The organism is Hypericibacter terrae, from assembly GCF_008728855.1.
Taxonomy (GTDB): Bacteria; Pseudomonadota; Alphaproteobacteria; order Dongiales; family Dongiaceae; genus Hypericibacter; species Hypericibacter terrae.
In genome coordinates, this window is record NZ_CP042906.1 from 1 (window position 1) to 24,136 (window position 24,136).

A 24,136-nucleotide genomic window follows, 5' to 3' on the forward strand; every position below is an offset into this window, starting at 1 on the left:
ATGAAGGCTATCGGGCTCGACAGCCAGCTCAATGCGAAATGGGCGCGTGTCCGCGGACGGCTGCGTTCGGAATATGGCGAGCAGGCCTATCGCAGCTGGTTGAAGCCCTTGACCCTGGTCGGCCACACCAATGGCGAGTTCCGCATCGCGGTGCCGACCCGCTTCATCCGCGACTGGGTGATGCAGCATTATTCCGACCGCCTGCGCCAGCTCCTGGCCGGCGAGGTCAATGAGTTTCGCGCGGTCGAGATCGTGGTCGACAGCGCCCGCGCCCCGGTCGATGCCGAGGCGAACCAGCCGATCTATGTCCAGGCGCCGCCCGCGGCCGTGGCCGAGCTGCCCTCGCCGGGCCCGGGTGCGGACGATGTGAGCGCGCCCCTCGATCCGCGCTTCACCTTCGAGAATTTCGTCGTCGGCAAGTCGAACGAGCTGGCCTATGCCGCCGCCCGGCGCGTCGCCGAGAGCAAGACCGTGCCCTTCAACCCGCTCTTCCTCTATGGCGGGGTCGGGCTCGGCAAGACCCATCTGATGCATGCCATCGCCTGGCACATCAAGAAGGCCCAGCCTGAGCGGCGGGTGATCTATCTCTCGGCCGAGAAGTTCATGTATCAGTTCATCCGGGCGCTCCGGCACAAGAACACCATGGCCTTCAAGGAGCAGTTCCGCTCGGTCGATGTGCTGATGATCGACGACGTCCAGTTCATCAGCGGCAAGGACTCCACCCAGGAGGAGTTCTTCCATACCTTCAACGCGCTGGTGGACCAGAACCGCCAGGTCGTGATCTCCGCCGACAAGTCGCCGTCGGACCTCGAGGGCCTCGAGGAGCGGATGCGCTCGCGCCTCGGCTGGGGGCTGGTGGCCGACATCCATCCGACCACCTACGAGCTCCGGCTCGGCATCCTGCAGAACAAGGGCGAGCAGCTGGGCGCCGAGATTCCGCCCAAGGTGCTGGAGTTCCTTGCCCACAAGATCCTTTCGAACGTGCGCGAGCTCGAGGGCGCCCTCAACCGCATCGTCGCCCATGCGACCTTGGTCGGCCGCCCGGTCACGCTCGAGACCACCCAGGAAGTGCTGCATGATCTCCTGCGCGCCAACGACCGGCGCGTCACGATCGAGGAGATCCAGCGCAAGGTGGCCGAGCATTTCAACATCAAGATCTCGGAGATGCAGTCGGCCCGGCGCGCGCGCGCCGTGGCGCGGCCGCGCCAGGTCGCGATGTATCTCGCCAAGCAGCTGACCTCGCGCTCGCTGCCGGAGATCGGCCGCAAGTTCGGCGGGCGCGACCACACCACGGTCATGCACGCGGTACGCAAGGTCGAGGAGCTGCGCTCGACCGACAGCTCCTTCTCCGAGGACGTCGACCTGCTGCGTCGGATGCTCGAAGCCTGAGCGCGCGCCGGTGCCCGCCTGGGTGCCGGCTCGACATTCCCGTTTTGCGCGACTCGGAAGCCCGGAAACGGTCCCCGTCGCGGGTGTTTTCGGCGCTCGGCGGGCTGTCGCTACGGGCAGCTTCCAAGGCACCCCCGGGAGGCCCTGATATCAGGGGCTTTTTCGGCCTCTCCCGGGCCGTGGGAGAATCGGGAAATCGCTTCCCAAAACAAGGGCTTGTGATAGTATAACCAACCGTCCTGCCGCGCCGGCGGCGAGGCCCGGCCCGGGCACATTTGGCCCGATGGCGCCGGCCCGCCCCGAAGCCTCATTTCCGGCCGCTGCCGGACGGTCTTGAAGAAGACGGCGCAAACGGAAATCCCAAGAAACAAACCATGAAACTGACCATCGAACGTGGTGCCCTTCTCCGGTCCCTCGGCCACGTGCAGAGCGTCGTCGAACGGCGCAACACCATCCCGATCCTCTCGAACATTCTGATCGAGGGCGCGAAGGACGCGTTGCATGTGACCGCGACCGACATGGATCTCAGCATCGTCGAGCGCACCGCGGCTTCGGTGGGCCAGGCGGGCGCCACCACGGTGCCGGCCCATACGCTCTACGACATCGTCCGCAAGCTGCCCGAAGGGGCGCAGGTCGAGATCGACGGGTCGAGCGATGCGGGCCAGCTGGCCCTGCGCGCGGGCCGCGCCCGCTTCTCGCTCGCGACCCTGCCGCGCGAGGATTATCCCGCGGTCAATGTCGGCGAGCTGCCGCACCGCTTCCATATTCCGGCCGAGGAGATGCGCACCCTCATCGATCGCACCAGCTTCGCGATCTCGACCGAGGAGACGCGCTACTACCTCAACGGCATCTATGTGCACGCCCATACGCAGGGCAAGACCAAGTCCTTGCGCGCCGTTGCAACCGACGGTCACCGCCTGGCGCGGGTCGAGCTTGGCCTGCCGCAGGGAGCGGGCGAGATGCCGGGCGTCATCGTGCCGCGCAAGGCCGTGGCCGAACTGCGCAAGCTGATCGAGGAGCTCGACGGTGCCATCGAGGTGGCGCTCTCCGACACGCGCATCAGCTTCGCCTTCGCCGATGTGCTCCTGACCTCGAAGCTGATCGACGGCAGCTTCCCCGACTATCACCGCGTGATTCCAACCGGCAACGACAAGATGCTCACGGTCGACCGCAAGAGCTTCATGGAGGCGGTCGATCTGGTCGCCACCATCTCGAGCGAGAAATCGCGCGCGGTGAAGCTGGCGCTCAAGGAAGGCCATCTGACGCTGTCGGCCTCGAGCCCGGAGAACGGCACCGCGACCGAGGAGCTCGAGGCGGCCTATGAGGGCCAGCCGATCGAGATCGGCTTCAATTCGCGCTATCTGATCGACATCCTGCGCCAGATCCAGGGCGACAACGCCGAGATCGCGCTGGCCGATGCGGCCTCGCCCACGCTCATGAAGGATCCGGCCAACGGCACGGCGCTCTATGTGCTGATGCCGATGCGCGTCTGAGTGAGCGTTCCACGAGGCAACGAACCCTGACTGCACTGGCTAAAACCGATCCGACCGTCGTCGCAGGGCCGCTCACGGCCCGACCGGTGGCGGCGCATCTGACGCGCATCGCGCTGGCCGAGTTCCGCTGCTATCGCGAGGTCGTGCTCGAGATCGACGCGCGGCCGGTGGTGCTGGCGGGCCCCAACGGCGCCGGCAAGACCAACCTGCTCGAGGCGATCTCGTTCCTGGCGCCGGGCCGGGGCCTGCGCCGCGCGAAACTGACCGAGATCGAACGCCGTCCGGTGGACGAGCCCGCGAGGACCGCAAGCACTGCCTGGGCCGTGGCGGCGCGGCTGATGAGCGGGGCGGGCCCCGAGACCGAGATCGGCACCGGCCGCGATCCGGCAGCAGCCGAGGGCGTTTCCGAGCGCCGGGTGGTGAAGATCGACGGCGCCTTCCAGAAGAGCCAGAGCGCTCTGGCCGAGCGGCTGGCGCTGGTCTGGCTGACGCCGCAGATGGATCGCCTGTTCCTCGACGGCGCCGGCGACCGAAGGCGCTTCCTCGACCGGCTGGTCTATGGCTTCGATCCGGCCCATGCCAGCCGCGTCTCGGCCTATGAGCAGGCAATGCGCGAGCGCGCGCGGCTGCTGACGAACGGCGCCTGGTCCGGACAGGGCGCCTGGCTCGACGGGCTCGAGGCGCAGATGGCCGAGCTCGGCGTCGCGGTGGCGGCGGCCCGGCGCGATCTGGTGGCGCGGCTGCGTGCGGCGGCGGCCGATGGCTTCGGTCCCTTCCCCGGTGCCGCCCTGGCGCTCATGGGCATCGTCGATGACGCGCTGGCGGCCATGCCCGCGCTCGCGGCCGAGGACAGCCTCAAGGCGCGCCTCGCCGAGACGCGCGGCCTCGATGCGCAGAGCGGCGGGGCCTCGGTGGGCCCGCATAAGAGCGATCTCGCCGTGACCCATCTCGGCCGCGGCCGGCGTGCGGCCGACTGCTCGACCGGCGAACAGAAGGCGCTGCTGCTGGCGATCGTGCTGGCCTATGCGCGGGCGCTGACCGAGGCGCGCGGCCATGCGCCGCTGATCCTGCTCGACGAGGTCGCGGCCCATCTCGACCGGGCCCGCCGGCGGGCCCTGTTCGAGGCGATCCTGGCGACCGGCGCGCAGGCCTGGCTCACCGGCACCGATCTCGAAACCTTTGCCGAGCTGGGCGATGCCGCCCGGTTCGTCGCGGTCGAGGAGGGGCGTCTGCGACCCCTCGCGAGTGCGAGCCCGATGTGACGTGACCAACCCCTGAGAGACGGGGCGCGCCCGTATCCCGAGGCTCCCGCGCCCGCTCGACCACTGAGTTCGATGTGAAAGATACGAAGATCATGACCCCAGAAGCCCAGAAGATCACCAACCCCAGCCCCGAGATCCCGACGGCCGCCTATGACGCGGACTCGATCAAGGTGCTGAAGGGGCTCGATGCCGTGCGCAAGCGGCCGGGCATGTATATCGGCGACACCGACGACGGCTCGGGCCTGCACCACATGGTCTATGAGGTCGTGGACAACGCCATCGACGAGGCGCTGGCCGGCTATTGCGATCAGATCTTCGTCAAGCTCAACGGCAACGGCTCGGTCACGGTCTCGGACAATGGCCGCGGCATCCCCGTCGACATCCATAAGGAAGAGGGCGTCTCGGCGGCCGAGGTCATCATGACCCAGCTCCATGCCGGCGGAAAGTTCGACCAGAACTCCTACAAGGTCTCGGGCGGCCTGCATGGCGTCGGCGTGTCGGTCGTGAACGCGCTCTCCTCGATCCTCGACCTGCGGATCTGGCGCGACGGCAAGGAATATTCCATGCGCTTCCGCGACGGCGATCCGGAGGCGCCGCTGGCGGTCGTCGGCGAGGCCAAGGGCAAGCGCGGCACCGAGATCACCTTCACGCCCTCGACCGCGACCTTCACCAAGACCGAGTTCGACATCGCCACGCTCGAGCATCGCCTGCGCGAGCTGGCTTTCCTCAATTCCGGCGTGCGCCTGACCCTGGTCGATGCGCGCGGCGTCGAGCCCAAGACGGTCGAGCTCCATTATGAGGGCGGCATCGAGGCCTTCGTGCATTATCTCGACCGCAGCAAGACGGCGCTCCATACGCCCGCGATCGTCATGAAGGGCGAGCGCGAGGGCATCGTGGTCGAGGCAGCCATGGAATGGACCGACAGCTACCACGAGACCATGCTCTGCTTCACCAACAACATCCCGCAGCGCGACGGCGGCACGCATCTCGCGGGCTTCCGCGGCGCGCTGACGCGCCAGATCAACCAGTATGCGGGCGACAGCGGCATCGCCAAGAAGGAGAAGGTGGCGCTGACGGGCGAGGATGCGCGCGAGGGCCTGACCTGCGTGCTCTCGGTCAAGGTGCCCGATCCGAAGTTCTCGTCGCAGACCAAGGACAAGCTGGTCTCCTCCGAGGTCCGGCCGGTGGTCGAGAACGTCATCAACGAGAAGCTGAACCAGTGGTTCGAGGAGCATCCGGGCGAGGCCAAGCGCATCGTCGCCAAGGTGGTCGAGGCCGCGGCCGCGCGCGAAGCGGCGCGCAAGGCCCGCGAGCTGACGCGGCGCAAGGGCGCACTCGACATGGCCTCGCTGCCGGGCAAGCTCGCCGACTGCCAGGAGCGCGATCCGGCGCTGGCCGAGCTCTTCATCGTCGAGGGCGATTCGGCCGGCGGCTCGGCCAAGCAGGGCCGCAACCGGAAGAACCAGGCGATTCTGCCCCTGCGCGGCAAGATCCTCAATGTCGAGCGCGCGCGCTTCGACAAGATGCTGGGCTCGCAGGAGATCGGCACCCTGATCGCGGCGCTCGGCACCGGCATCGGCACCGAGGAGTTCGACCTCTCCAAGATCCGCTACCACAAGATCATCATCATGACCGACGCGGATGTGGACGGCTCGCATATCCGCACGCTGCTCCTGACCTTCTTCTATCGGCAGATGCCGGAGCTGGTGGAGAAGGGCTATCTCTACATCGCCCAGCCGCCGCTCTACCGCGCCAAGCGCGGCAACTCGCAGCGCTATCTCAAGGACGACCGCGAGCTCGAGGCCTATCTGATCGATGGCGGGCTCGACGGCGCGATCCTCAAGCTCGCCGACGGCAGCCAGGTGGCGGGCACGGATCTGCGCGAGCGGGTCGAGCGCGCTAGCGTCGGGCGCAACCTGATGCAGCCGCTGATCCGCAAGGTGGGCAGCAGTGCGGTGGTGGAGCAGGCGGCGATCGTCGGCGCCCTCAACCCGCAGCTCATTCCCGACCAGGCGATGGCGGCCGCGGCCGCCACGGCGATCGCGCACCGGCTCGACGGGCTCTCGCCCGTGACCGAGCGCGGCTGGGTCGGCAAGGCCGAGACCGATGGCGGCTTGTCCTTCACGCGGCGCCTGCGCGGCGTCACCGAATATTTCCTGATCGACGGCCCGTTGATCCGCAGCGCCGAGGCCCATCGCCTCGACACCATGGCGGCCGAGTTCCAGGCGAGCTTCACCAAGCCCGCCATCCTGGTCGCCAAGGACAAGGAGACGCCGATCGCGGGTCCGATCGAGCTGATCGAGGCAATCATGGAGCTCGGCAAGCGCAACGTCGCGATCCAGCGCTACAAAGGGCTGGGCGAGATGAACCCGGAGCAGCTCTGGGAAACCACGCTCGATCCCAACAGCCGCGCCATGCTGCAGGTCCGCGTCAGCCATGTCGACGAGGCCGAGGAGGTGTTCTCGACCCTGATGGGCGACCTGGTCGAGCCGCGCCGCGACTTCATCCAGCAGAACGCGCTGTCGGTGGCGAACCTGGACGTCTAAAAATTAGATGACGTCTAACTCTTAGATTCTGTGCGGCGCTATCCGCACATCAAGTGGGGTTATTGCGCAGGATCGGCTCCGGTTCGACCGCGTTAACCTTCCCCTCGAAAGCGGGCGGCCGACGCGCACCGTTTTCCTTGATCGGCGACAGCAACCGATCATGGGCGTATCTTCCCAGCATCGGCTCCATGCTTGTCAGGAGCCATCGGGAAGCAGGCCCATGCCTTCCGCTTCATCTCCATGGGCGCCGGCAACGGCGCTGGCCTTTCTTCTGGGTGCCTTCAGCCCCGCCGCCGCGCAACAGCCGGCGGCCTATGGTTGCGACCGGCCGATTCATCTCGCCTATGCGGAATTCGGCCTGCTCTACCATGCGGGCATCGGCATCGATCCCGACCTGATCGAGGAACTGGGACAGCGGACCGGATGCCGGTTCGAAACCGAGGTCAAGCCGCGCGACCAGACCTATCAGGGGCTCGAGGCCGGCACCGTCGACATGACCAACAGCGGCATCCGGACCGAGGCAAGACGCGAGTTCGCCTACTTCATTCCCTATCTCGGCTGGAAGAACGCGGTGGTCACCACACCCGGGATCGCCGCGATTGCCACGTCCTTCGACGCGATCGTGACCCACGCCGACTGGCGCATCGGTGTGGTCAGAGGCTATGTCAACGGCCCCTACTACGATTTCCGCCTGCGGATCGCGGCTGCCGAAGGGCGGGTGATTTCCTATCCGGATCAGGAAGCGGTCTACGGCGCCCTCAAGCGGGGCGAGGTCCAGGCAATCGTTTCGTCCGCCCTCAACTACGATTTCTTCATGGCGAGTCCCGCCGACCGGGGGACGTTCGTCCTGGAGGCGTTCGATTCAGCGCCCGTCCTCCAATACAACATGATCTTCAGTGTGAAACGCTTCACCGTCGCCCAGATCGATGCCTGGTGCCGGCTCTTCGAGCAGATGCGGCTCGACGGCACGCTGGCGCGCATCTATCGCAAATGGTTGTCCGCCGAAGACACCGAGGACATTCTTCAGTAGCCGCATCCAACCCGCAAAGGAATGGTGCCATGGCCGAGGCCTCCATCGTCGCGCGTCCGGCGCCGCCGAGCAGGCGCTTTCTCTGGCCGCTTCAGGCCGCTTCCACTCTCGGTGTCGTTGCTCTTCTCTTGCTGGTCGTTTCGGTGCTGAGTTGGCAGTCCTACCGCTCGTCCCAGGAAGCGCTGATCAGCGCTTCCGACGACACCGTCAGCTATATTCAAGATGCGATCGACGGGAAGTTGAGGCGCCTTCTCGACCCGGCACGCGTGCAGCTCGGCTTTCTGATCCGCGGCGAACTCTCCGAGGCCACCACCTTGCCGGACCGGCTGCGGCAGGTTCCGCTGATGGCAGATGCGCTGAAGCAAAATGAACTCGTCGAGTCGATCTACATCGGCTATCCGGACGGCGAATTCGTCCTGTTCCGGCTGCTGGGCGACAACCGGCTTCTGCGATCCCAGTTCCAGGCGCCCCCGCAGGCCGTTCTCGTCGTGCAGTCCATTACGCCGGGCGCCGACGGGACCATGATCGGCGAGTACCACTTTTTCGACGCCAACAACGCCCTCATCGGCACCCGCACGGATCCAGATTATCGCTACGACCCGCGCACGCGCCGTTGGTACCTTGCGGCGATCGACGCGCCGGGCCCCATCCTCACCGATCCCTATCTCTTCTTCACCAACCGCAAGATCGGCATCACGCTGGCGCAACGAACGGTCGATGGCGGCGGGGTCATCGGTCTCGATCTCCGCGTTCGGGAGCTGGCGGCGGAGATTCAGGACATTCGCGTCACCCCCTCGACCGAGATGGCCCTGGTCAACGACCGCCGGCAGGTGGTCGCCTATAATCGCGGGATGGATCGCGCGATATTCCAGGATCGTCAGGGCCAGCAGGATCTGGCGACCATCGACGAGCTGAATGTCCCTCCCCTGACGGCGGCGGCCAAGCTCGCCTTCGGCGACAGCCTGGTGCGGCGCGAAACCGCCAAGATCGACGGAAGGAAATGGCAGATCATCGTCTCGAAGATCGAAATCGCCGCCGATCGCAAGCTCGAACTCCTCATCGCGATCCCCAACGACGAGTTCTTTGCGACGGCAAGAAGCCTGGTGCTGCAGCAATTCCTCATCGTCGGCCTCATCATGCTGCTGGCGATTCCGGCGGCCTGGGGCATGACGCGGCTCGCGTCCATGCCCTTGCGCCGCTTGGCCGGCGAGACCCGGCGCATCGAAGCCCTGGACTTCAGTTCGGAAGAGAGGGTCCGGAGCCGGTTCCGCGAGATCGACAATCTGGGCCGTGGCCTCAACGGGATGAAACTCACGATCCGCAAGTTCCTCAATATCGGCCGCGCGCTCGCGGCCGAGCAGGAGTTCAAGCCGCTTCTCGACCGGCTGCTGCTCGAGACCATCGACCTCGTCAAGTGCGATGGCGGCATCATCTATATGTTGGGTGAAGACCATAGGACGCTGACGCCCGAGATCGCACGATGGGTCGAGAACGGAACGGTTCACGAGGAGGCCGGCCTTCCGTCCATCATGGTCGACCAGGGCGGTATCGCCGCGGATATCGCCGAAGCGTTGCGCGGCAAGGACATCGTCGTCTGCGAGCATAAGCTCGATGAGCTCGAGGCGAGCGCCCCGGGCCTGGGCGACATGCTCAAGGCGCTGAATGCGACGCGCGTCACGCTGGTGACCGTGCCGCTGCTCGACCGGAACAAAATTCCCTTCGGCGTGATGCTCCTGACCAAATGCGCCGGCGCCGGCGTCGAGACCTGGGCGGTCGACGAAAAGCTGATCCAGCTCATCTACGCGGTGTCCGGCAGCGCCAGCGTCGCCATCCAGAACAAGCTCCTGCTCGATGCGCAGCGCAACCTGACCGATTCGCTCATCAAACTCGTCGCCGGTGCCATCGACGCCAAATCACCCTATACGGGCGGGCATTGCCAACGGGTGCCCCTCATCACCCGTCTCCTGGCCCAGGCCGCTGCTGACCAGAAGACGGGACCGTTCCAGAGCTTCGAGCTGAGCAAGGAGGAATGGGAGGCCTTGCACATCGCCGCCTGGCTCCATGATTGCGGCAAGGTGACGACGCCGGAATATGTCGCCGACAAGGCGACGAAGCTGGAGACCATCTGCGACCGGATCCATGAGGTTCGGATGCGTTTCGAGCTGCTCAAGTCGGCAGCGGAGACCGCTTACTGGAAGGGCCTCGCCAAAGGCGGGGACGAAGCGACGTTGCGGGCCAGGATGACGGCGGAGCAGCAGGCGCTCGACGAGGATTTCGCCTTTGTGGCCGCCTGCAACGAGGGTGGCGAGTTCCTGGAACCTGCCAAGATCGAACGGATCAAGTCGATTGCCGCGCGGCGCTGGACCCGAACGCTCAGCAACCGCCTCGGAACCTCCTACGAGGAGAAGGCCCGATTCGACCGCCAGCCGGAGCCGCCCTTGCCAGCCGAGGAGCCGCTGCTGGCCGATCGCGCCGATCATGTGATCGAGATATCCGAACGCGAGATCATTCCGCCCGACAACGAATGGGGCTTCAAGCTGAACATGCCGCAGATGAAGTACAATCGCGGCGAGGTCTACAATCTCTGCATCCAGCGCGGGACCTTGACCGAGGAAGAGCGCTACCGGATCAACGATCACATCGTTCAGACCGTCATCATGCTCGAGAGCCTGCCATTTCCGAAGCATTTGCGGAACGTCCCGGAGCTGGCCGGCGGCCATCACGAGAAGATGGATGGCACGGGCTATCCGAAGCGGCTCAAGGGCGAGGAGATGTCGGTGGTGGCCAGGATCATGGCGATCGCCGACGTGTTCGAGGCCTTGACCGCCGCCGACCGGCCTTACAAGAAGGCGAAGAAGCTGAGCGAGGCCATCAAGATCATGGGCTTCATGAAGAAGGACCGGCATCTCGATCCCGATCTGCTCGACCTGTTCCTGACGTCGGGCGTCTGGCGCGAATATGCGAGCCGCTTCCTGGCGCCCGAGCAGGTCGACGAGCCGGACATCAACGCGATCCTGGGCATCAGACCGGCGGCGTAGCCGGGGATCCGATGCTCCAAGCAGAACTTCGAATGGACCCATCATCTTGCCGCCGGGAATGAAGCGATGATCGGCATCCTCTATGCGCTGGCCTCGGCCGCCCTGTTCGGGCTCAGCGCGCCGCTCGCCAAAATCCTCCTGGGCGGCGTTTCGCCCTGGCTGTTGGCGGGCCTGCTCTATCTCGGATCCGGCCTTGGGTTGGCGCTTGTGCGGCTTCTCTGGCACAGCAAGGAAACGGGGATCCAGAAGGCGGACCTGCCCTGGCTTGCCGCGGCGATCCTGTCGGGCGGCGTCGCGGGTCCGGTGCTCCTTCTCTTTGGCCTCGCTCGAAGCTCCGCATCGGAAGCGTCGCTGCTGCTGAATCTGGAAAGCGCGCTCACGCTCGCCATGGCGTGGGTCATCTTCAAGGAGAATGTCGACCGGCGGCTTCTCCTTGGTGCGGCTGCCATCGTGTCCGGCGCCGTGGTCTTGTCATGGCCTCGGGATCCTTCCCTCGGCCTCGGCTGGGGGCCGGTCCTGATCGCGGGGGCCTGCCTGGCGTGGGCCATCGACAACAATTTCACGCGAAAGGTCTCGGCCAGCGATCCGATGCAGATCGCCATGGTCAAGGGGTTGGTCGCCGGAGCCGCGAACGTCACCATCGCCCTGGCCTTGGGGGCCTCATGGCCTGCGGGCATTCTGGTTCTGGAGTCTGCCGTCGTCGGATTCCTGGGCTACGGCATCTCGCTCACTCTTTTCGTTCTCGCGCTACGCCATCTCGGGACGGCGCGAACCGGCGCTTACTATTCGCTGGCACCCTTCATCGGCGCCGCGGCGGCGATCGCGCTGCTGGGCGATCCGGTGACCATGAGTTTCGTGGCCGGCGGGATCCTGATGGCCATCGGGCTCTGGCTGCATCTGACCGAGCGCCATCTCCATCTGCATGAGCATGAGCCGATGGAGCACGACCATCTGCACACGCATGATGAGCATCACCAGCATCGGCATGCGTCGGATGTCCCGCCCGAGCCGCACGCTCATCCGCACCGGCACCGGCGACTCGTGCATCGGCATCTGCACTATCCGGATATCCATCACCGGCACACGCACTAAGGCGGCAACATCCCGATTGCACAGCGTCCGTCGTCAGGCCCGACCGGCCGGCTTGGACGGTCTGTGGGACGTCCAATTGTGGGTCTCGTCTGTCGCGTCGCGGCACCATCGGTAGAAGGCGTCGTAGAGCAGCATGCCCGCTTCGAGCTGCTCCAGATCGTCCGCATACATGCGCGACAGTCCGAGCGACGCGGCCAGCAAGCCCGGCGCTTCGGGCGCGAGATCGAGACGGCCGGTGTCGGCACCGCGGACGATGACGGCGAGCCGGGCGAGCGATTCGATGGCGCCGAGCCCGAATTCCTCGACCATCACGTCGAAGGTGCAGCGCTCGCCCCGGTGGCTCCAGAAGGCATCCGGACTCTCGATATCGAACGGCGTGGCGCCGAAGCGATCGGCGACGCCCTGCACTTCGGACGGCGTCACGAAAAGAAACACGGCGTTCGGATCGACAAACCGGCGGATGAGCCAGGGACAGGCGATGCGGTCGATCTTGGGCCGCGCGCGCGTGACCCACAGGGTCCGGTTCTGGCGGTCGCGCGCGGGCAGCCGGGCCGCGGGCACCATGGGGAGCCCCGCTTCCCGCCAGGCGATCGCCCCGCCCTCGAGCGATTCCGCAGGCACGCCCGCATGCCGCAGCCAGGCGGCGACGCCGTGACTGAGCTTCAGACCCTTCTGGCAGACGATGACCGCGCTGCGCCCCAGGAACTCGGGTCCCCAATCGGCAACACCGGCAAAGGGGCGCCGGACGGCACCCGGAATCAAATGGGGATCCGCCTCGAAATCCTCGTCCGTCTGGACGTCGATGATGGCGGGACAGTGGGGCGTCCCGATCAGGCGCGCAAGTTTATCGATGGGAATGCTGTTGAGCGTAGGCATGCTGCGTCCTCATGAAAAACGGGACGCGATACTTCAGCATGTCGCCTCATGGGGAGATCGCAACGTCCCCATGACCATAATCATGTCGCGGGCATCCTCGTCCTGTCAACTGGGCACGCCTCGTCCCCAGAAACCGTTCGACCTGGGTCACGCCGCGGCCCAGAATCCAGGGATCTCGAGAATGGGGATTTCAGCATGATGGATTTTCCGAAAGACAATCTGCGCGTCGGCTTCGTCGGCAGCGGCTTCATCGCCCATTTCCATTTGAAGGCCATGCTGGGCGTGCGCCATGTCGAGGTGACGGGCGTCCATAGCCGCAAAGCCGAAAACCGTGCGCGCATCGTCGAGGCCGTGGCCGAGCTGGGGCTCGGGACCTGTCGCGGCCATGAAAGCCTCGAATCGCTGTTCCGGGCCGAGGATGTCGACGCGATCTGGATCCTGTCGCCCAACTATACGCGGCTCGCCGTGATGCGGACGCTCCATGCGGAGGTGAAGGCCGGACGGTCGAAGGTCTTCGCGGTGGCCTGCGAGAAGCCGCTCGCCCGCAGCGTGGCGGAGGCGCGCGAGATGTCGCATCTCGCGGAGGATGCCGGGCTCAACCATGGCTATCTGGAGAATCAGGTCTTCGCGACGCCGGTGCAGCGCGGCAAGGAGATCATCTGGCGGCGCGCGGCCTCGGCGACCGGCCGTCCCTACCTGGCGCGCGCGGCGGAGGAGCATTCGGGCCCCCATGAACCCTGGTTCTGGCAGGGCGACAAGCAGGGCGGCGGCGTGCTTTCCGACATGATGTGCCACAGCGTCGAGGTCGCCCGTCACCTCCTGACGCAACCCGGGGCACCGCGCGGGTCGCTGAAGGTCAAGTCCGTCAACGGAACGGTCGCCAATCTCAAATGGACCCGGCCGCATTATGCCGCGCAGCTGAGCGAGCGTTTCGGCGCCGAGGTCGACTACCGCAACCGCCCGGCCGAGGATTTCGCGCGCGCCACGGTGTCGCTCGAGGATGCCGACGGCAACGCCCTGATGATCGAGGCCACGACGTCCTGGGCCTATGTCGGTGCCGGCCTGCGCATCCAGCTCGAACTTCTGGGCCCCGAATATGCGATGGAGTTCAACTCGCTGGGGGCGGGCCTGAAGATCTTCATGTCGCGCGCGGTGACCGGCTCGGAAGGCGAGGATCTCGTCGAAAAGCAGAATGCCGAACAGGGTCTGATGCCGGTCCTGGAGGACGAGGCCGGCGTCTATGGCTACACCGACGAGAACCGCCACATGGTCGAGTGCTTCCGCAAGGGGACGACGCCGCTCGAGACGTTCCATGACGGGCTGGCCGTGGTCGAGATGCTCATGGGTCTCTATCGATCGGCCGAGACCGGCCGGACCGTCGCCTTTCCCTGTCCGGAACTGGAGACCTACATCCCCGCGGTCGCGCGGCGGTCGTCCCCGGCCTGAGCGAGGAGTGTTCAGGGATCCCGGCCGTCGCAGAAAGGCTTACTTCGCCCCCGGAAACCGCTCGACATGAGTCTCGCCGCCGCGGCCGTAATAGACGGCGCAGCGTCCGGCGAGGGTGACGAAATAGCCGACGCAGCCGGCGGCCGCGATCTGCCGGCAGAACTCCCGATACCGGATCTTCTGCGCCTGGACGGCGCGTACCGCGGCATCGACCCCGGCGGCTGAGAAGGCCGGGGCGGCCGCATCCGTCGCGTGACAGGCGGTGGTCTCGAAGCTTCCATCGGGCATGTAGTAGGTCTTGCTCGCGCAGACCAGGTCGGCGTGGTAGCGCTCGACGCCTGCTTTCGTCAGCGCGCCCACCACTTCGGGGAAGGTGATTCGCTCCTCGTCGGAAGCTCTCGTCATCTCGCGCACGACATCCTTTGCATGGCTGTCCATGATGTTTCTCCTTTCCGTGTTGAACGATGATCCGAGGCGGTGTCCCGCCGTCAGTCGACGGGAACGGCCTTGAGTCCGTGACGTTGCACGATCGTCTTCATCTCCGCCTCGATCGTCGCCCGCAGGGCCGGGGTGAGGTGGCCGAAGAACTCCTCGTCGTTCCGGTCGGCCAGCACCGAAAGCCGGGGGACGAGCGCGCGGCCCTCGCCGGTCAGGGCGAGCGTCTGGAAGCGGCGGTCCGAACCGCCGGACTTGCGGATCAGCAATCCCTTCGCGATCAGCCGGTCGGCGAGCTTGGAGATGGCGCCCCGCGTCATGCCGAGACGGTCGGCCAGCGCGCTCGGCACCACGGCATCGCTGTCATAGGCTTCGCGCATCACCACCCACTCCGCCACCGTCACGTCGCGCGCCGCGAGCTTCTGCCCGAAGGCATGCGAGACCTGGTTCGAGACGTACCGCAGCCAGTAGCCGAGATGGGCTTCGAGCGGGCTGACAGGCTTGTGGGGCTTCGGCATCGAGGGTTTCCGCTATTGGTTGACAAGGAAACTAAGCGCCGATGATTTCCTTGTCAACTACTATGTGGGCGATCGGAAGCGAGAGGCGCCGGCTGCCGCCATGGTCGGACCGCTCCGATCGCCGATGCGTTCTTTACTTGTTCTCCGGGCGCTGGGAGAATCCGGCCGCGACTCGCACGATCTTGCTTCCTCTTCCATTTCCATGTGCTCCCGATGCCCGCCGCCTATCTCGAAAAACTCAATGAAGAGCAGCGGCGGGCCGTCGAGCATGGCGTCGGAAGCGGGGGCGGGGTGTCCGCCCCGCCGCTGCTCGTCATTGCGGGCGCCGGATCCGGCAAGACCAACACGCTGGCTCACCGTGTCGCCCACCTGATCGTCAATGGCGCCGATCCGCGCCGCATCCTGCTGATGACCTTCTCGCGTCGCGCGGCGGCCGAAATGGTTCGCCGCGTCGAGCGGATCTGCGCCGAAGCGCTGGGAGCGAAGGCCGGCGCGATGACCGACGCGTTCGCCTGGGCGGGCACCTTTCACGGCATCGGCGCCCGGATCCTGCGCGACCATGCCGAGCAGCTCGGGCTCGATCCCGGCTTCACGATTCACGATCGGGAAGATTCCGCCGACCTGATGAATCTGATTCGCCACGAGCTGGGCTTCTCGAAGACGGCCAACCGCTTCCCCACCAAGGCGACCTGCCTCGCGATCTATTCGCGCGCGGTGAATTCGGAGATGGCGCTGACCGATGTGCTTCCGGCCTTCTTTCCCTGGTGCGCCGAATGGGAGACGGAGCTGCGCGCGATCTTCGGCGCCTATGTCGCCGCCAAGCAGGTGCAGAACGTGCTCGATTACGACGACCTGCTGCTCTACTGGGCCCAGGCCCTCACCGATCCCGGGCTCGGGGCCGAGATGGGCGGGTTGTTCGATCATCTGCTGATCGACGAATATCAGGACACCAATCGCCTCCAGGCCTCGATCCTGCTGTCGCTGAAGCCGGACGGTCGGGGTCTCACCGTCGTCGGCGACGATGCCCAGGCGATCTACTCCTTCCGCGCCGCGACGGTGCGCAACATCCTCGAGTTTCCGGATCGGTTTACGCCACCGGCCGAGATCGTCACGCTCGACCGGAACTACCGCTCGACGCGGCCGATCCTGGCGGCCGCCAACGCCGTCATCGACCTGGCCGCGGAGCGCTTCACCAAGAATCTTCGGGCCGAGCGCCAGTCGCCGGACCTGCCCTTGCTGGTGAGCCTGCGCGACGAAGCCGACCAGGCCCGCTATATCGTCGAGACCGTCCTGGCCAATCGGGAAGAGGGGACGGTCCTGAAGCAGCAGGCCGTGTTGTTCCGGGCGTCGCATCACAGCGGGCCGCTCGAGGTCGAGCTGACGCGCCGCAACATTCCCTTCGTCAAATATGGCGGGCTCAAATTCCTCGACAGCGCCCATGTCAAGGATCTGCTGGCGGTTCTGCGGTTCGCCCAGAACCCGCGCGACCGGGTCGCGGGCTTTCGCCTGCTGCAGATCCTTCCGGGCGTCGGCCCGGCGTCGGCGCAGCGGGTGCTCGATCTGATGGCGGCCCAGGCCGATCCGCTGGCCGCCCTCTCCGGCATTCCCGCCCCGCGCCAATCGGGCGAGGGCTGGAGCGATCTCGTGAAGGCCCTGCAGCAGCTGGGATCCGGCAAGGCCGGCTGGCCGGCCGAGATCGCCTGCGCGCGCGAATGGTACGAGCCGCAGCTCGAGCGGATCTATGACGATGGCGGCGTCCGCCAGGCCGACATCCGGCAGCTCGAGCAGATCGCCTCGGGCTACGCGTCGCGCGAGCGGTTCCTGACGGAGCTGACGCTCGATCCGCCGGACGCGACCAGCGACCAGGCGGGCGTGCCGCTGCTGGACGAGGATTATCTGATCCTCTCCACGATCCACTCCGCCAAGGGGCAGGAATGGAAGTCGGTGTTCGTCCTCAATGTCGTCGATGGCTGCATTCCCTCCGATCTCGGCGTGGGTACGAGTTCGGAAGCGGAGGAAGAGAGGCGGCTGCTCTACGTCGCCATGACGCGGGCCAAGGACAACCTGCATCTCGTCATGCCGCAGCGCTTCTTCACCCACGGGCAGCATCCCCAGGGCGACCGCCACGTCTATGCGTCGCGGACGCGGTTCATTCCCAAGACCCTGCTGGCGCATTTCGAATGCAGGACATGGCCCAAGGCGAGCGCCGCCGCCGGCAGCCGCCCGGCCGGGACTCAGGTTCGCGTCGATGTCGGTGCCCGCATGCGCGGCATGTGGCGGTGATGCCTTAGGCCCGCCTGACCCTTTTCCGGCGTCTTGCCGTCGGCGGGCTGTTCCCGGATTGCGAGGCCTGCGAGATTCCCTCCAGCCGTCGCCGGGGTGCTACAGCCAGACGACGATTGCCTGTGATATTTTGCAACCCGTCTGGGCGGTCGTCAGGTCGTCGAGCAGGCCGCTCCCCTCGCCGGAACGCCGATGAACCGAATCTTTCGCGCCTTTCTTCTGGCACCGCTCTGGGCCCCGCTGATGGCGGTGCCTTACGGCTACATCGTGCTGGAGGATCCGCTGGGATCAAAATTGCCGCTGATGGTGGGCTTCGCCGCCGCCATCGCCTATGCCGGCATGGCGTTGCTGGTGTTGCCGACCGTTCTTGTCATGAGGGCCTTCCAGCTCACCGGCCCTCGGACCGCGATCGTCGCCGGGTTCGTGATCGGCGCGATCCTCTGGGTTGCTTTCCACATCGTCTGCCAACGGTTCCTCTGGGAATGCAGTTTGCAATCCATTCTCCTGGAGCTCGAAAGTCTGCTCTCGAATCCCAACCTCGCGGTGACGGCAGCCGTCCATGGCATGGTCGGCACCCTGGCCGGATTCACCTTCTGGGCGATCGCGAGGCCCGGACCGCCGCCGGGCCCCTGGTCACGACAAGGGGCCGCGTGATCTGCCAGCCGTCCGGAAGACCGGGCCGCGCTCAGAGGACGAGGAAGGCGATGCTGGCCACGGCCATGACGACCGTCGCCAGTCCCCCGACCACGGCCATCCAGGGCGGCAAGGTCAGGCGACCCATGATCCGGGGATTCATCGCGATCATGATCATGATCGTCATCAGCGGCGCGGCGAGGATGCCGTTGACCACGGCGCTCCAATAGAGCGCCCGGATCGGATCGAGCCCGGTGAAATTGAGGGCGACCCCGCCGAGGGTGGTGGCGGCGATCGTCGCGTAGAAGGTCTTGGCCTCGCGGGGACGCCGGTCGAGACCTTCGGGCCAGTGAAACATTTCCGACACCGCATAGGCAGCCGACCCGGCGAGGACCGGAACCGCCAGCATGCCGGTGCCGATGATGCCGGCCGCGAACAGCACGAAGGTGAAGGCGCCGGCGACCGGCCGCAGCGCCTCGGCGGCCTGGGACGAGGTCTCGATCTGGGTGATGCCGCTCGCATTCAGCGTCGCCGCGGTCGCGATGATGATGAAGAGCGCGATCAGGTTGGAGATGCCCATCCCGACCAGCGTGTCGGTGCGGATGCGCGCCAGCTCCGGCTTGGCGGCACCGGGATTGTCCGCCATCCGCTTGAGGTGACGCCGGCGCAGCTCTTCCACCTCTTCCCCCGCCTGCCAGAAGAAGAGATAGGGGCTGATGGTGGTGCCGAGCACGGCGACCAGCGCCATGGCATGATCGCCGTCGAAGGCGAGCTGCGGCAGGAGCGCGCCCCGGAGCGCCGTGCCCCAGGGCACATGCACGGCCAGCACCACGGCCACATAGGCGAAGAGCGACAGGGTCAGCCATTTCAGCACGACGACATAGCGGGAATAGCTGACGAAGATCTCAAGCAGGGCGCAGAGCAGCCCGAAGGCCGCGGTATAGACGAGGTCCGGGCCGGGCATGAGCAATCCCAGCGCCGCCCCCATCGCTCCCAGGTCGGCGCCCAGATTGATGACGTTGGCAACGAGCAGCAGCAGGACGGCGACGCGCAGGATCCAGGGCGGATAATGCCGCCGCAGATTCTGGGAAATGCCTCGCCCCGAGACGGCCCCGATGCCGGCGCTGATCCCCTGCGTCACCGCCATCAGCGGATAGCTGAACAGCATGGTCCAACCGAGCGAATAGCCGAACTGCGCGCCAACCTGGCTGTAGGTGGCGATGCCGCTCGGATCGTCATCGGCGGCGCCGGTGATCAGCCCCGGTCCCAGGCTTCGCAGGAAGCTCGCCCGCGGCAGCCGGGGAAACCTGTGCCCGGCAGAGGCGGGGGGCGTATCGTCCTTTTCGGCGGCCATGACGTCCCCCTTCAGCGCGCGAAGATCTGTGGGCCGGTGCCGCCGAGCCAACCCTCGAGCGCTAGAAGCCCGCGCGCCAGACTCTCCGCCTGGTCGAGCCAGCCGGCGAAACTCAAGCGTGCGTCGGTAAGCGGAAAGCACAGCGCCTCGGCATCGGGAAGCCGCGCCGCGTGATGGCGCAGCGCTGCTCCGGGCATAGCGAACGGGCTGGGATAGGAATCGGTCATGGAGCCTTGAGTGAACGAACTTTCCAGCGCGTTTCGAGGCCTAACGCAGATAGTCGGCCGGCCAGAGGGATTCGATGCCGACGTCGACAATACGCACAACCGTGAGATCGCGAAACTCGATGACGGCATAGAGTTCCGCCCCGCAGGTCTCGCAGTTGGCGTAGCAGCATTCCCGAACGACGCCTTCCTGCCCTTCCGACGGGGCGCGGTTCTCCTCTGTCCATGACGGCCACCGGCGATCCGTGCGCGGCCACCAGGCCATGGTCTGACCGACGACGTATATTCGATTGTGAAAGCGCCCACTGTCATCGCCGTCATAGGACGAAGCGATATGGCGCTGCGCTTTGATTGGTGAACTCGCCTCGCAACGCGGGCAGCGCGCGTCGAACCTGACCCAGTTATAAGCCCCCATGCGCCAAACCCGCTCCGCGACCTTTGTCGACCGCGGGTAATGATAACGGGCCCCGGAAGGCGAATCGAGCCGGCGAATTCGGAAGACACGGATCGGCGTCAGAAGGCGGCGCCGGTCACGGCAGCCCCAGCACCTTCTCCATCCGGTAGTTGATGAAGCGCTGCCCGCGCAGCGAGATGGTCTGCGGGGCGAGGAGCTGGAAGCCGCGGCGCTCGAAGAAGGGTCGGGCGGTGATGCTGGCCTCGGTGTGAAGGCAATCGATGCCCTGATGGCGCGCGGCACTTTCGACCTCGGCCAGGAGGGCGCTGGCGACGCCACGGCCCTGATGGTCGGGATGGACGAACATCATGTCCAGATGTCCGTCCGGCTCCAGGTCGCTGAAGCCGACGGGCCTGTCCTCGATCTCGGCCACCCAGGCGGGCCGGCCGGCATATTGCTCGACCCAGCCCGTCCGATCGATCGCGTCCGGCGCCCAGGCCAGGACCTGCTCTTCCGAATAGTCGCGCCGCGCCACCTGCCGGACCGAGGCGCGGAAGATATCGATCAGCGCGTCGACATCGTCCGGACGATAAAGGCGGATATGGCCCCGGAAGGCCGGACGTTCGCTCAAGGCAGTCGCGTCTCCGTCGCTGGACCCGGGCCCTATTGCCCGGCAGACATGTAGCATCCGCTTGCCCGTCGGGTTCATGAAATCCCGGAATGGATTCTCAAGGCGCAGACGACGCGGGATCTCGCTGTTCCTGCGCCGCCGGGTGGAATCGGGAAAAGCAAGCCACGGCCGGCTTGGGGCTGTAAAGCCCGGTCTGGCGGTCGGGGCCGGCCGGCGGCTCAGTCCCGTGTCTCGGCCTGTTCCGTGACGAAGCGCTCGAGATCGGCGATCGGGCTGGGGTCGTCATAGACCGCGGCCCGGCGCGCCTCGATCTCCTGGCGCAGATGGCGCCGCCGCTCCGCATCCCTGCCGAGCGCGACCGCGAGATCGACATAGCCCTGGGCATCGGCCGCCACTGTTTCCTCCAGCCCCATCATGCCGAGAAGCGCCAGGGCATGGCGCCCGCGCATCTCGGGGCCGGGCCAGGTCACGATCGGCAGGCCGCAGGCGATCGCCTCATGCGCGGTGTTGTTGCCCGACCAGAGGATGCCGTCGAGGAAAACGTCGCTGTCGAGATTGAGGCGGAAGAATCCCGCCGGCAGCAGCGCGCCGTGGAAGCGCAGATGCCGGTCGGGGTCGAGCCCGAGAGACGCGAAAGCGCTCCCGAGGCGTTGCCGCAGCCTTTCGATGCGCCCGGCATTCTCGCCCAGGAAATGGAATTCGGCCGCAGGCAGCCCGGCCGCGATGCGCGCGAGCAGCACATCATGCTGCGGCAGATATTTGGAGAGGTTCTGGGCGCAGAGGAATCGCACCCGCGAGACGTCGCGTGCCTCGCGCGCCGGCGGCGTGGCCTCGATCTGACGGGCGAGGCGGGCCCAGCTATAGGCCGAGGCGCTGCCCGCGAGCCGCACCAATGTCTCGCTGTAATGACGATCCCCGTCCGGCGGCTCCATGCGGGCGCTGGTGAGCGCATGGCTGAAGCTGGGCATGCCCGAGGTGATCGGGTGGCCCAGCCCGTTCGCCTGCACCGGCGCCAGCGGCAGGGCGGCGATCAGTTGCAGGTCGAGCACCATGCCGTGGTCGAGATAGATGAGGACGTCGAGCCGATCCTCGGCGATCAGTGACGCGAGCTTCGCGGGGTTCAGCTCCTGGCGCCAATGATCGGCTGCCGCGCGCACGACGTCGGTGTAATCGGGATCGATCTTCCGGCCGGGGTAATAGACATATTTTTCGATCGCGCGGCTGCTGGCCGCGATCCAGGCCGAATGGGTCTTCCAGATCGAATGCTCGTGGAAATAGGCGGAGACGAAGCCGACGCGGGGCCGGCGCCCGCCGGCCTGTGGGGCACCATCGCGTTTCGGCCGCTGCGCCAGTGCCGGCCATCGCGCCGCCGCGATCCGCGTCAGCACGCCGCCATAGAGTTCCTGCTCGCGACGATTCTCCACGCCGCGATAATGCAGATGGAAGTTCGATGTCTCCTGGACCGCCGCCGCCGCCTCGTTGATGCGCTCGGGGCTGTCGAGCCGCAGGTCGGCATCGATGGCGGCGATCGCCTCGCGCCAGCGCGCGCGTTCCGGCTCCACATCGGCCTCGCGGTCCAGCACCGGCGCCAGCAGATTGGCCGCGAGCCATCGGGTCCGGAAGCTGGTGGGCCGGAGGGCGATCGCGGCTTTCCCAAGAGCCGACGCCGCCGCGATATCGCCGCGCTGGGCCGCAATGCGCGCAGCCAGGAGTTCCGCCTCGCCGGCCCCGCCGGGCCGCTTCGCCGCAGCCTGCGCATCGGCGAAGGCCGGTTCGAGATTCTCCTGCCGGAAGCGCGCCCGGGCGCGCCAGATCAGCGTCTCCGCGCTGGTCTCGCCGGCATCGATCGCGCGGGTGAAGTCGCGCTCCGCATCGGCATAGCGGGCCTCGATCATCGCGGCCTGGCCCAGCATGAAGGTCGCCTTGGCCGTCGCGCGCGGCTCGATCCGCATCGCCTCTTTCGCCAGCCGGGTGGCCTCTTCGCTCCGGTTCTGCTGCACCCGCACGCGCGCCAGCCGCAGCATGGTGCCGGCCCGCTTCGGCGCGCGGCGCAGCACGGCCTCATATTCCTGCGCCCCTTCCTCGAGCTGCTCGAGGCAGCAGAGCGCGGTGCCGAGATCTTCCCGCTCGGCCAAGGCCGCCGGATCGATCGCGAGCGCGCGCCGGAAACTCGCGGCCGCGTCGGAGAAGGCGCCCTGCGCCGCCTGGATCCGGCCCAGATCGCCGAGGATCGCGACATTCTGCGGCGCATGCCGCGAGGCCGTCCCGAGAGTCGCGACGGCGGCCGCGTTGTAGCCGCGCTTGAATTCCAGCAGGCCCTTGAGATGGAGCGCCGCCGCGTCCTGCGGCGCCGAACGCAGCCGGGCCTCGATCAGGTCGGACGCTTCCGCCAGCCGTCCGGCGGCGATCGCCTGCTGCGCGGCGAGCAGCGGATTAGCGGCCATGGCGGATCGCGGAGGTCATGAGCGCATCGCCAGCGCCGACGCCGCCAGCCGCTGGAAGGCCTCGCCGTCCAGGGTGCAGTAGAGCGCCTCGGGATCCTCGGTGGCGAAGCGCGCATAATAGCGCCGCGCGCGCTCGTTCGATTTGAGCACCGGCCACCACAACCCCCCGGCCCCGCGTTCCCGCCCGCGGCGCGCGACCTCGCCCATCAGCGCGGTTCCGATCCCGCTCCCGCGGCCTTCCGGCAGCACATAGAGGTCGGAGAGCGCGATGACGGATTCGGCCTCCTGCGTCTCGTAGGTGAGCCAGGACATGGCATAGCCCAGCGCCCGGCCGCCCCGCTCGGCGATCAGGATTTCGAAGAAAGGCGCCGGCCCGAAACCGTCGCGTGCCAGCCGCGGCGCGATCTCGGGCGGCGGCGGCTCGTCCATGTCGGCGAAGAGACTCTTCAGAAACCGGGTCAGCAGCGGGACGTCCGCGAGCGTGCCTTCGCGCACCGCGAGGCCCGCGGGCAAGGGACGCCGGCAGAGCCGGTCGAAGCCCTCGTCATCGACGCCCCAGAGGCTTATCGCGCCGTTCTCGACGCCGCCGATGCGGCGATAAAAGTCGCGGGCGAGCGGGTTGCCTTGCAACACCCCCCAATAAGCCAAGGTTGCGCCATAAGCCTTACCGGCCGCCGCGGCCGAGGCCATCAGGGCCCGACCGATGCCACCGCCGCGCGCCGTGTTTTCGACAAAAAGATCGAGCACATGGACGCCGCGCTCCAACCGATCGGTATCGTAATCCCGCTTATGCAGCACATAGCCCACCGGCCTGCCGTCCTGCTCCGCGAGCAGGCCCGAGAACAGGGCCTCGGGCCCGCAAGCCTGGCGGCGGAAATCGTCGCCGGTGAAGGCCGGCGGCGGCGCTCCCTCATGGGCGGAGAGGGCGGCGCAAAGCCGCGCCACCGTGTCGCCGTCCTGCGGGCCCGCCGCGCGGATATGAAACTGCCGATTCGTCATGACGGGCGCGATCATGCCGGGCGCCTCGGCGGCTGGCAATTCCCGCAGT

19 protein-coding genes are annotated in these 24,136 nt (G+C 66.8%); 10 read left to right on the forward strand and 9 right to left on the reverse strand.

Translation table 11 applies throughout. The features are described from left to right. The 7 genes from dnaA to FRZ44_RS00035 all read left to right on the forward strand — a co-directional run bounded on the left by dnaA (position 1) and on the right by FRZ44_RS00035 (position 11,850). Positions 1-1,389 (forward strand): chromosomal replication initiator protein DnaA, encoded by a 1,389-nt coding sequence (gene dnaA / locus FRZ44_RS00005; RefSeq protein ID WP_151175249.1) that lies wholly within the window; start codon positions 1-3, stop codon positions 1,387-1,389. Between the two features lie 374 nt (positions 1,390-1,763). Then, complete coding sequence (dnaN, locus tag FRZ44_RS00010; protein ID WP_151175250.1) at positions 1,764-2,882, forward strand: DNA polymerase III subunit beta; 1,119 nt, start codon at positions 1,764-1,766, stop codon at positions 2,880-2,882. Positions 2,883-2,968: 86 nt separating this feature from the next. Then, positions 2,969-4,144 carry a DNA replication/repair protein RecF gene (gene recF / locus FRZ44_RS00015; protein ID WP_225308471.1) on the forward strand — a complete coding sequence of 392 codons (1,176 nt, stop codon included), beginning with the start codon at positions 2,969-2,971 and terminating at the stop codon, positions 4,142-4,144. Between the two features lie 92 nt (positions 4,145-4,236). Beyond that, positions 4,237-6,690, forward strand: coding sequence for a DNA topoisomerase (ATP-hydrolyzing) subunit B (gene gyrB, locus FRZ44_RS00020; protein WP_151175251.1), 2,454 nt, complete (start codon positions 4,237-4,239; stop codon positions 6,688-6,690). A gap of 220 nt (positions 6,691-6,910) precedes the next feature. Further along, entirely contained in the window at positions 6,911-7,720 is an 810-nt protein-coding gene (locus tag FRZ44_RS00025; protein ID WP_191908322.1) for a substrate-binding periplasmic protein, read from the forward strand. A 29-nt stretch (positions 7,721-7,749) separates the two neighbouring features. Further along, positions 7,750-10,758, forward strand: a complete 3,009-nt coding sequence (locus FRZ44_RS00030) for an HD domain-containing phosphohydrolase (RefSeq protein WP_191908323.1) — start codon at positions 7,750-7,752, stop codon at positions 10,756-10,758. 66 nt (positions 10,759-10,824) lie between these two features. Next, positions 10,825-11,850, forward strand: a complete 1,026-nt coding sequence (locus FRZ44_RS00035) for a DMT family transporter (protein ID WP_151175254.1) — start codon at positions 10,825-10,827, stop codon at positions 11,848-11,850. A gap of 33 nt (positions 11,851-11,883) precedes the next feature. Here FRZ44_RS00035 and FRZ44_RS00040 read toward each other — a convergent pair whose 3' ends face one another. Beyond that, on the reverse strand, positions 11,884-12,726 hold the full coding sequence (locus FRZ44_RS00040; RefSeq protein WP_151175255.1) for a chromate resistance protein ChrB domain-containing protein: 843 nt from the start codon (positions 12,724-12,726) through the stop codon (positions 11,884-11,886). Positions 12,727-12,921: 195 nt separating this feature from the next. On the opposite strand from FRZ44_RS00040, the gene FRZ44_RS00045 reads away from it, so the two are divergent. Next, on the forward strand, positions 12,922-14,172 hold the full coding sequence (locus FRZ44_RS00045; RefSeq protein ID WP_151175256.1) for a Gfo/Idh/MocA family protein: 1,251 nt from the start codon (positions 12,922-12,924) through the stop codon (positions 14,170-14,172). Positions 14,173-14,211: 39 nt separating this feature from the next. On the opposite strand, the gene FRZ44_RS00050 is transcribed toward FRZ44_RS00045, so the two are convergent. Continuing rightward, positions 14,212-14,610, reverse strand: coding sequence for a DUF1398 family protein (locus FRZ44_RS00050; protein WP_151175257.1), 399 nt, complete (start codon positions 14,608-14,610; stop codon positions 14,212-14,214). Positions 14,611-14,660: 50 nt separating this feature from the next. After that, positions 14,661-15,125: a MarR family winged helix-turn-helix transcriptional regulator gene (locus FRZ44_RS00055; RefSeq protein WP_151175258.1), complete on the reverse strand. Its 465-nt coding sequence runs from the start codon at positions 15,123-15,125 to the stop codon at positions 14,661-14,663. A 213-nt stretch (positions 15,126-15,338) separates the two neighbouring features. On the opposite strand from FRZ44_RS00055, the gene FRZ44_RS00060 reads away from it, so the two are divergent. Together FRZ44_RS00060 and FRZ44_RS00065 are read left to right on the forward strand one after the other, a co-directional pair. Beyond that, positions 15,339-17,408 carry an ATP-dependent helicase gene (locus FRZ44_RS00060; protein ID WP_151175259.1) on the forward strand — a complete coding sequence of 690 codons (2,070 nt, stop codon included), beginning with the start codon at positions 15,339-15,341 and terminating at the stop codon, positions 17,406-17,408. A 192-nt stretch (positions 17,409-17,600) separates the two neighbouring features. After that, positions 17,601-18,062: a hypothetical protein gene (locus tag FRZ44_RS00065; protein WP_151175260.1), complete on the forward strand. Its 462-nt coding sequence runs from the start codon at positions 17,601-17,603 to the stop codon at positions 18,060-18,062. 31 nt (positions 18,063-18,093) lie between these two features. Here FRZ44_RS00065 and FRZ44_RS00070 read toward each other — a convergent pair whose 3' ends face one another. The 6 genes from FRZ44_RS00070 to FRZ44_RS00095 all read right to left on the reverse strand — a co-directional run bounded on the left by FRZ44_RS00070 (position 18,094) and on the right by FRZ44_RS00095 (position 24,102). Further along, entirely contained in the window at positions 18,094-19,395 is a 1,302-nt protein-coding gene (locus tag FRZ44_RS00070; protein ID WP_151175261.1) for an NRAMP family divalent metal transporter, read from the reverse strand. An 11-nt stretch (positions 19,396-19,406) separates the two neighbouring features. Further along, entirely contained in the window at positions 19,407-19,622 is a 216-nt protein-coding gene (locus tag FRZ44_RS00075) for a hypothetical protein (protein WP_151175262.1), read from the reverse strand. Between the two features lie 40 nt (positions 19,623-19,662). After that, positions 19,663-20,034 carry a hypothetical protein gene (locus FRZ44_RS00080; RefSeq protein WP_151175263.1) on the reverse strand — a complete coding sequence of 124 codons (372 nt, stop codon included), beginning with the start codon at positions 20,032-20,034 and terminating at the stop codon, positions 19,663-19,665. A gap of 115 nt (positions 20,035-20,149) precedes the next feature. Next, the gene (locus FRZ44_RS00085) at positions 20,150-20,644 is read right to left on the reverse strand and encodes a GNAT family N-acetyltransferase (protein ID WP_225308472.1); all 495 of its coding nucleotides are present in this window, start codon (positions 20,642-20,644) and stop codon (positions 20,150-20,152) included. A gap of 218 nt (positions 20,645-20,862) precedes the next feature. Continuing rightward, the gene (locus FRZ44_RS00090) at positions 20,863-23,088 is read right to left on the reverse strand and encodes an O-linked N-acetylglucosamine transferase, SPINDLY family protein (protein ID WP_151175264.1); all 2,226 of its coding nucleotides are present in this window, start codon (positions 23,086-23,088) and stop codon (positions 20,863-20,865) included. Between the two features lie 15 nt (positions 23,089-23,103). After that, a complete protein-coding gene (locus tag FRZ44_RS00095) occupies positions 23,104-24,102 on the reverse strand; it encodes a GNAT family N-acetyltransferase (protein ID WP_191908324.1) in 999 nt (332 codons plus the stop codon). Between the last annotated feature and the right edge of the window lie 34 nt (positions 24,103-24,136).

Bases quoted from the DNA above. Each gene is read 5' to 3' on its own strand.
- FRZ44_RS00090 (WP_151175264.1), bottom strand. From the start codon at position 23,088: ATGGCCGCTAATCCGCTGCTCGCCGCGCAGCAGGCGATCGCCGCCGGA.
- dnaA (WP_151175249.1), top strand. From the start codon at position 1: ATGAAGGCTATCGGGCTCGACAGCCAGCTCAATGCGAAATGGGCGCGT.
- FRZ44_RS00025 (WP_191908322.1), top strand. From the start codon at position 6,911: ATGCCTTCCGCTTCATCTCCATGGGCGCCGGCAACGGCGCTGGCCTTT.
- FRZ44_RS00035 (WP_151175254.1), top strand. From the start codon at position 10,825: ATGATCGGCATCCTCTATGCGCTGGCCTCGGCCGCCCTGTTCGGGCTC.
- FRZ44_RS00030 (WP_191908323.1), top strand. From the start codon at position 7,750: ATGGCCGAGGCCTCCATCGTCGCGCGTCCGGCGCCGCCGAGCAGGCGC.
- gyrB (WP_151175251.1), top strand. From the start codon at position 4,237: ATGACCCCAGAAGCCCAGAAGATCACCAACCCCAGCCCCGAGATCCCG.
- FRZ44_RS00080 (WP_151175263.1), bottom strand. From the start codon at position 20,034: ATGGGGGCTTATAACTGGGTCAGGTTCGACGCGCGCTGCCCGCGTTGC.
- FRZ44_RS00060 (WP_151175259.1), top strand. From the start codon at position 15,339: ATGCCCGCCGCCTATCTCGAAAAACTCAATGAAGAGCAGCGGCGGGCC.
- FRZ44_RS00070 (WP_151175261.1), bottom strand. From the start codon at position 19,395: ATGGCCGCCGAAAAGGACGATACGCCCCCCGCCTCTGCCGGGCACAGG.
- dnaN (WP_151175250.1), top strand. From the start codon at position 1,764: ATGAAACTGACCATCGAACGTGGTGCCCTTCTCCGGTCCCTCGGCCAC.
- FRZ44_RS00075 (WP_151175262.1), bottom strand. From the start codon at position 19,622: ATGACCGATTCCTATCCCAGCCCGTTCGCTATGCCCGGAGCAGCGCTG.
- FRZ44_RS00050 (WP_151175257.1), bottom strand. From the start codon at position 14,610: ATGGACAGCCATGCAAAGGATGTCGTGCGCGAGATGACGAGAGCTTCC.
- FRZ44_RS00065 (WP_151175260.1), top strand. From the start codon at position 17,601: ATGAACCGAATCTTTCGCGCCTTTCTTCTGGCACCGCTCTGGGCCCCG.
- FRZ44_RS00045 (WP_151175256.1), top strand. From the start codon at position 12,922: ATGATGGATTTTCCGAAAGACAATCTGCGCGTCGGCTTCGTCGGCAGC.
- FRZ44_RS00055 (WP_151175258.1), bottom strand. From the start codon at position 15,125: ATGCCGAAGCCCCACAAGCCTGTCAGCCCGCTCGAAGCCCATCTCGGC.
- FRZ44_RS00040 (WP_151175255.1), bottom strand. From the start codon at position 12,726: ATGCCTACGCTCAACAGCATTCCCATCGATAAACTTGCGCGCCTGATC.
- FRZ44_RS00095 (WP_191908324.1), bottom strand. From the start codon at position 24,102: ATGATCGCGCCCGTCATGACGAATCGGCAGTTTCATATCCGCGCGGCG.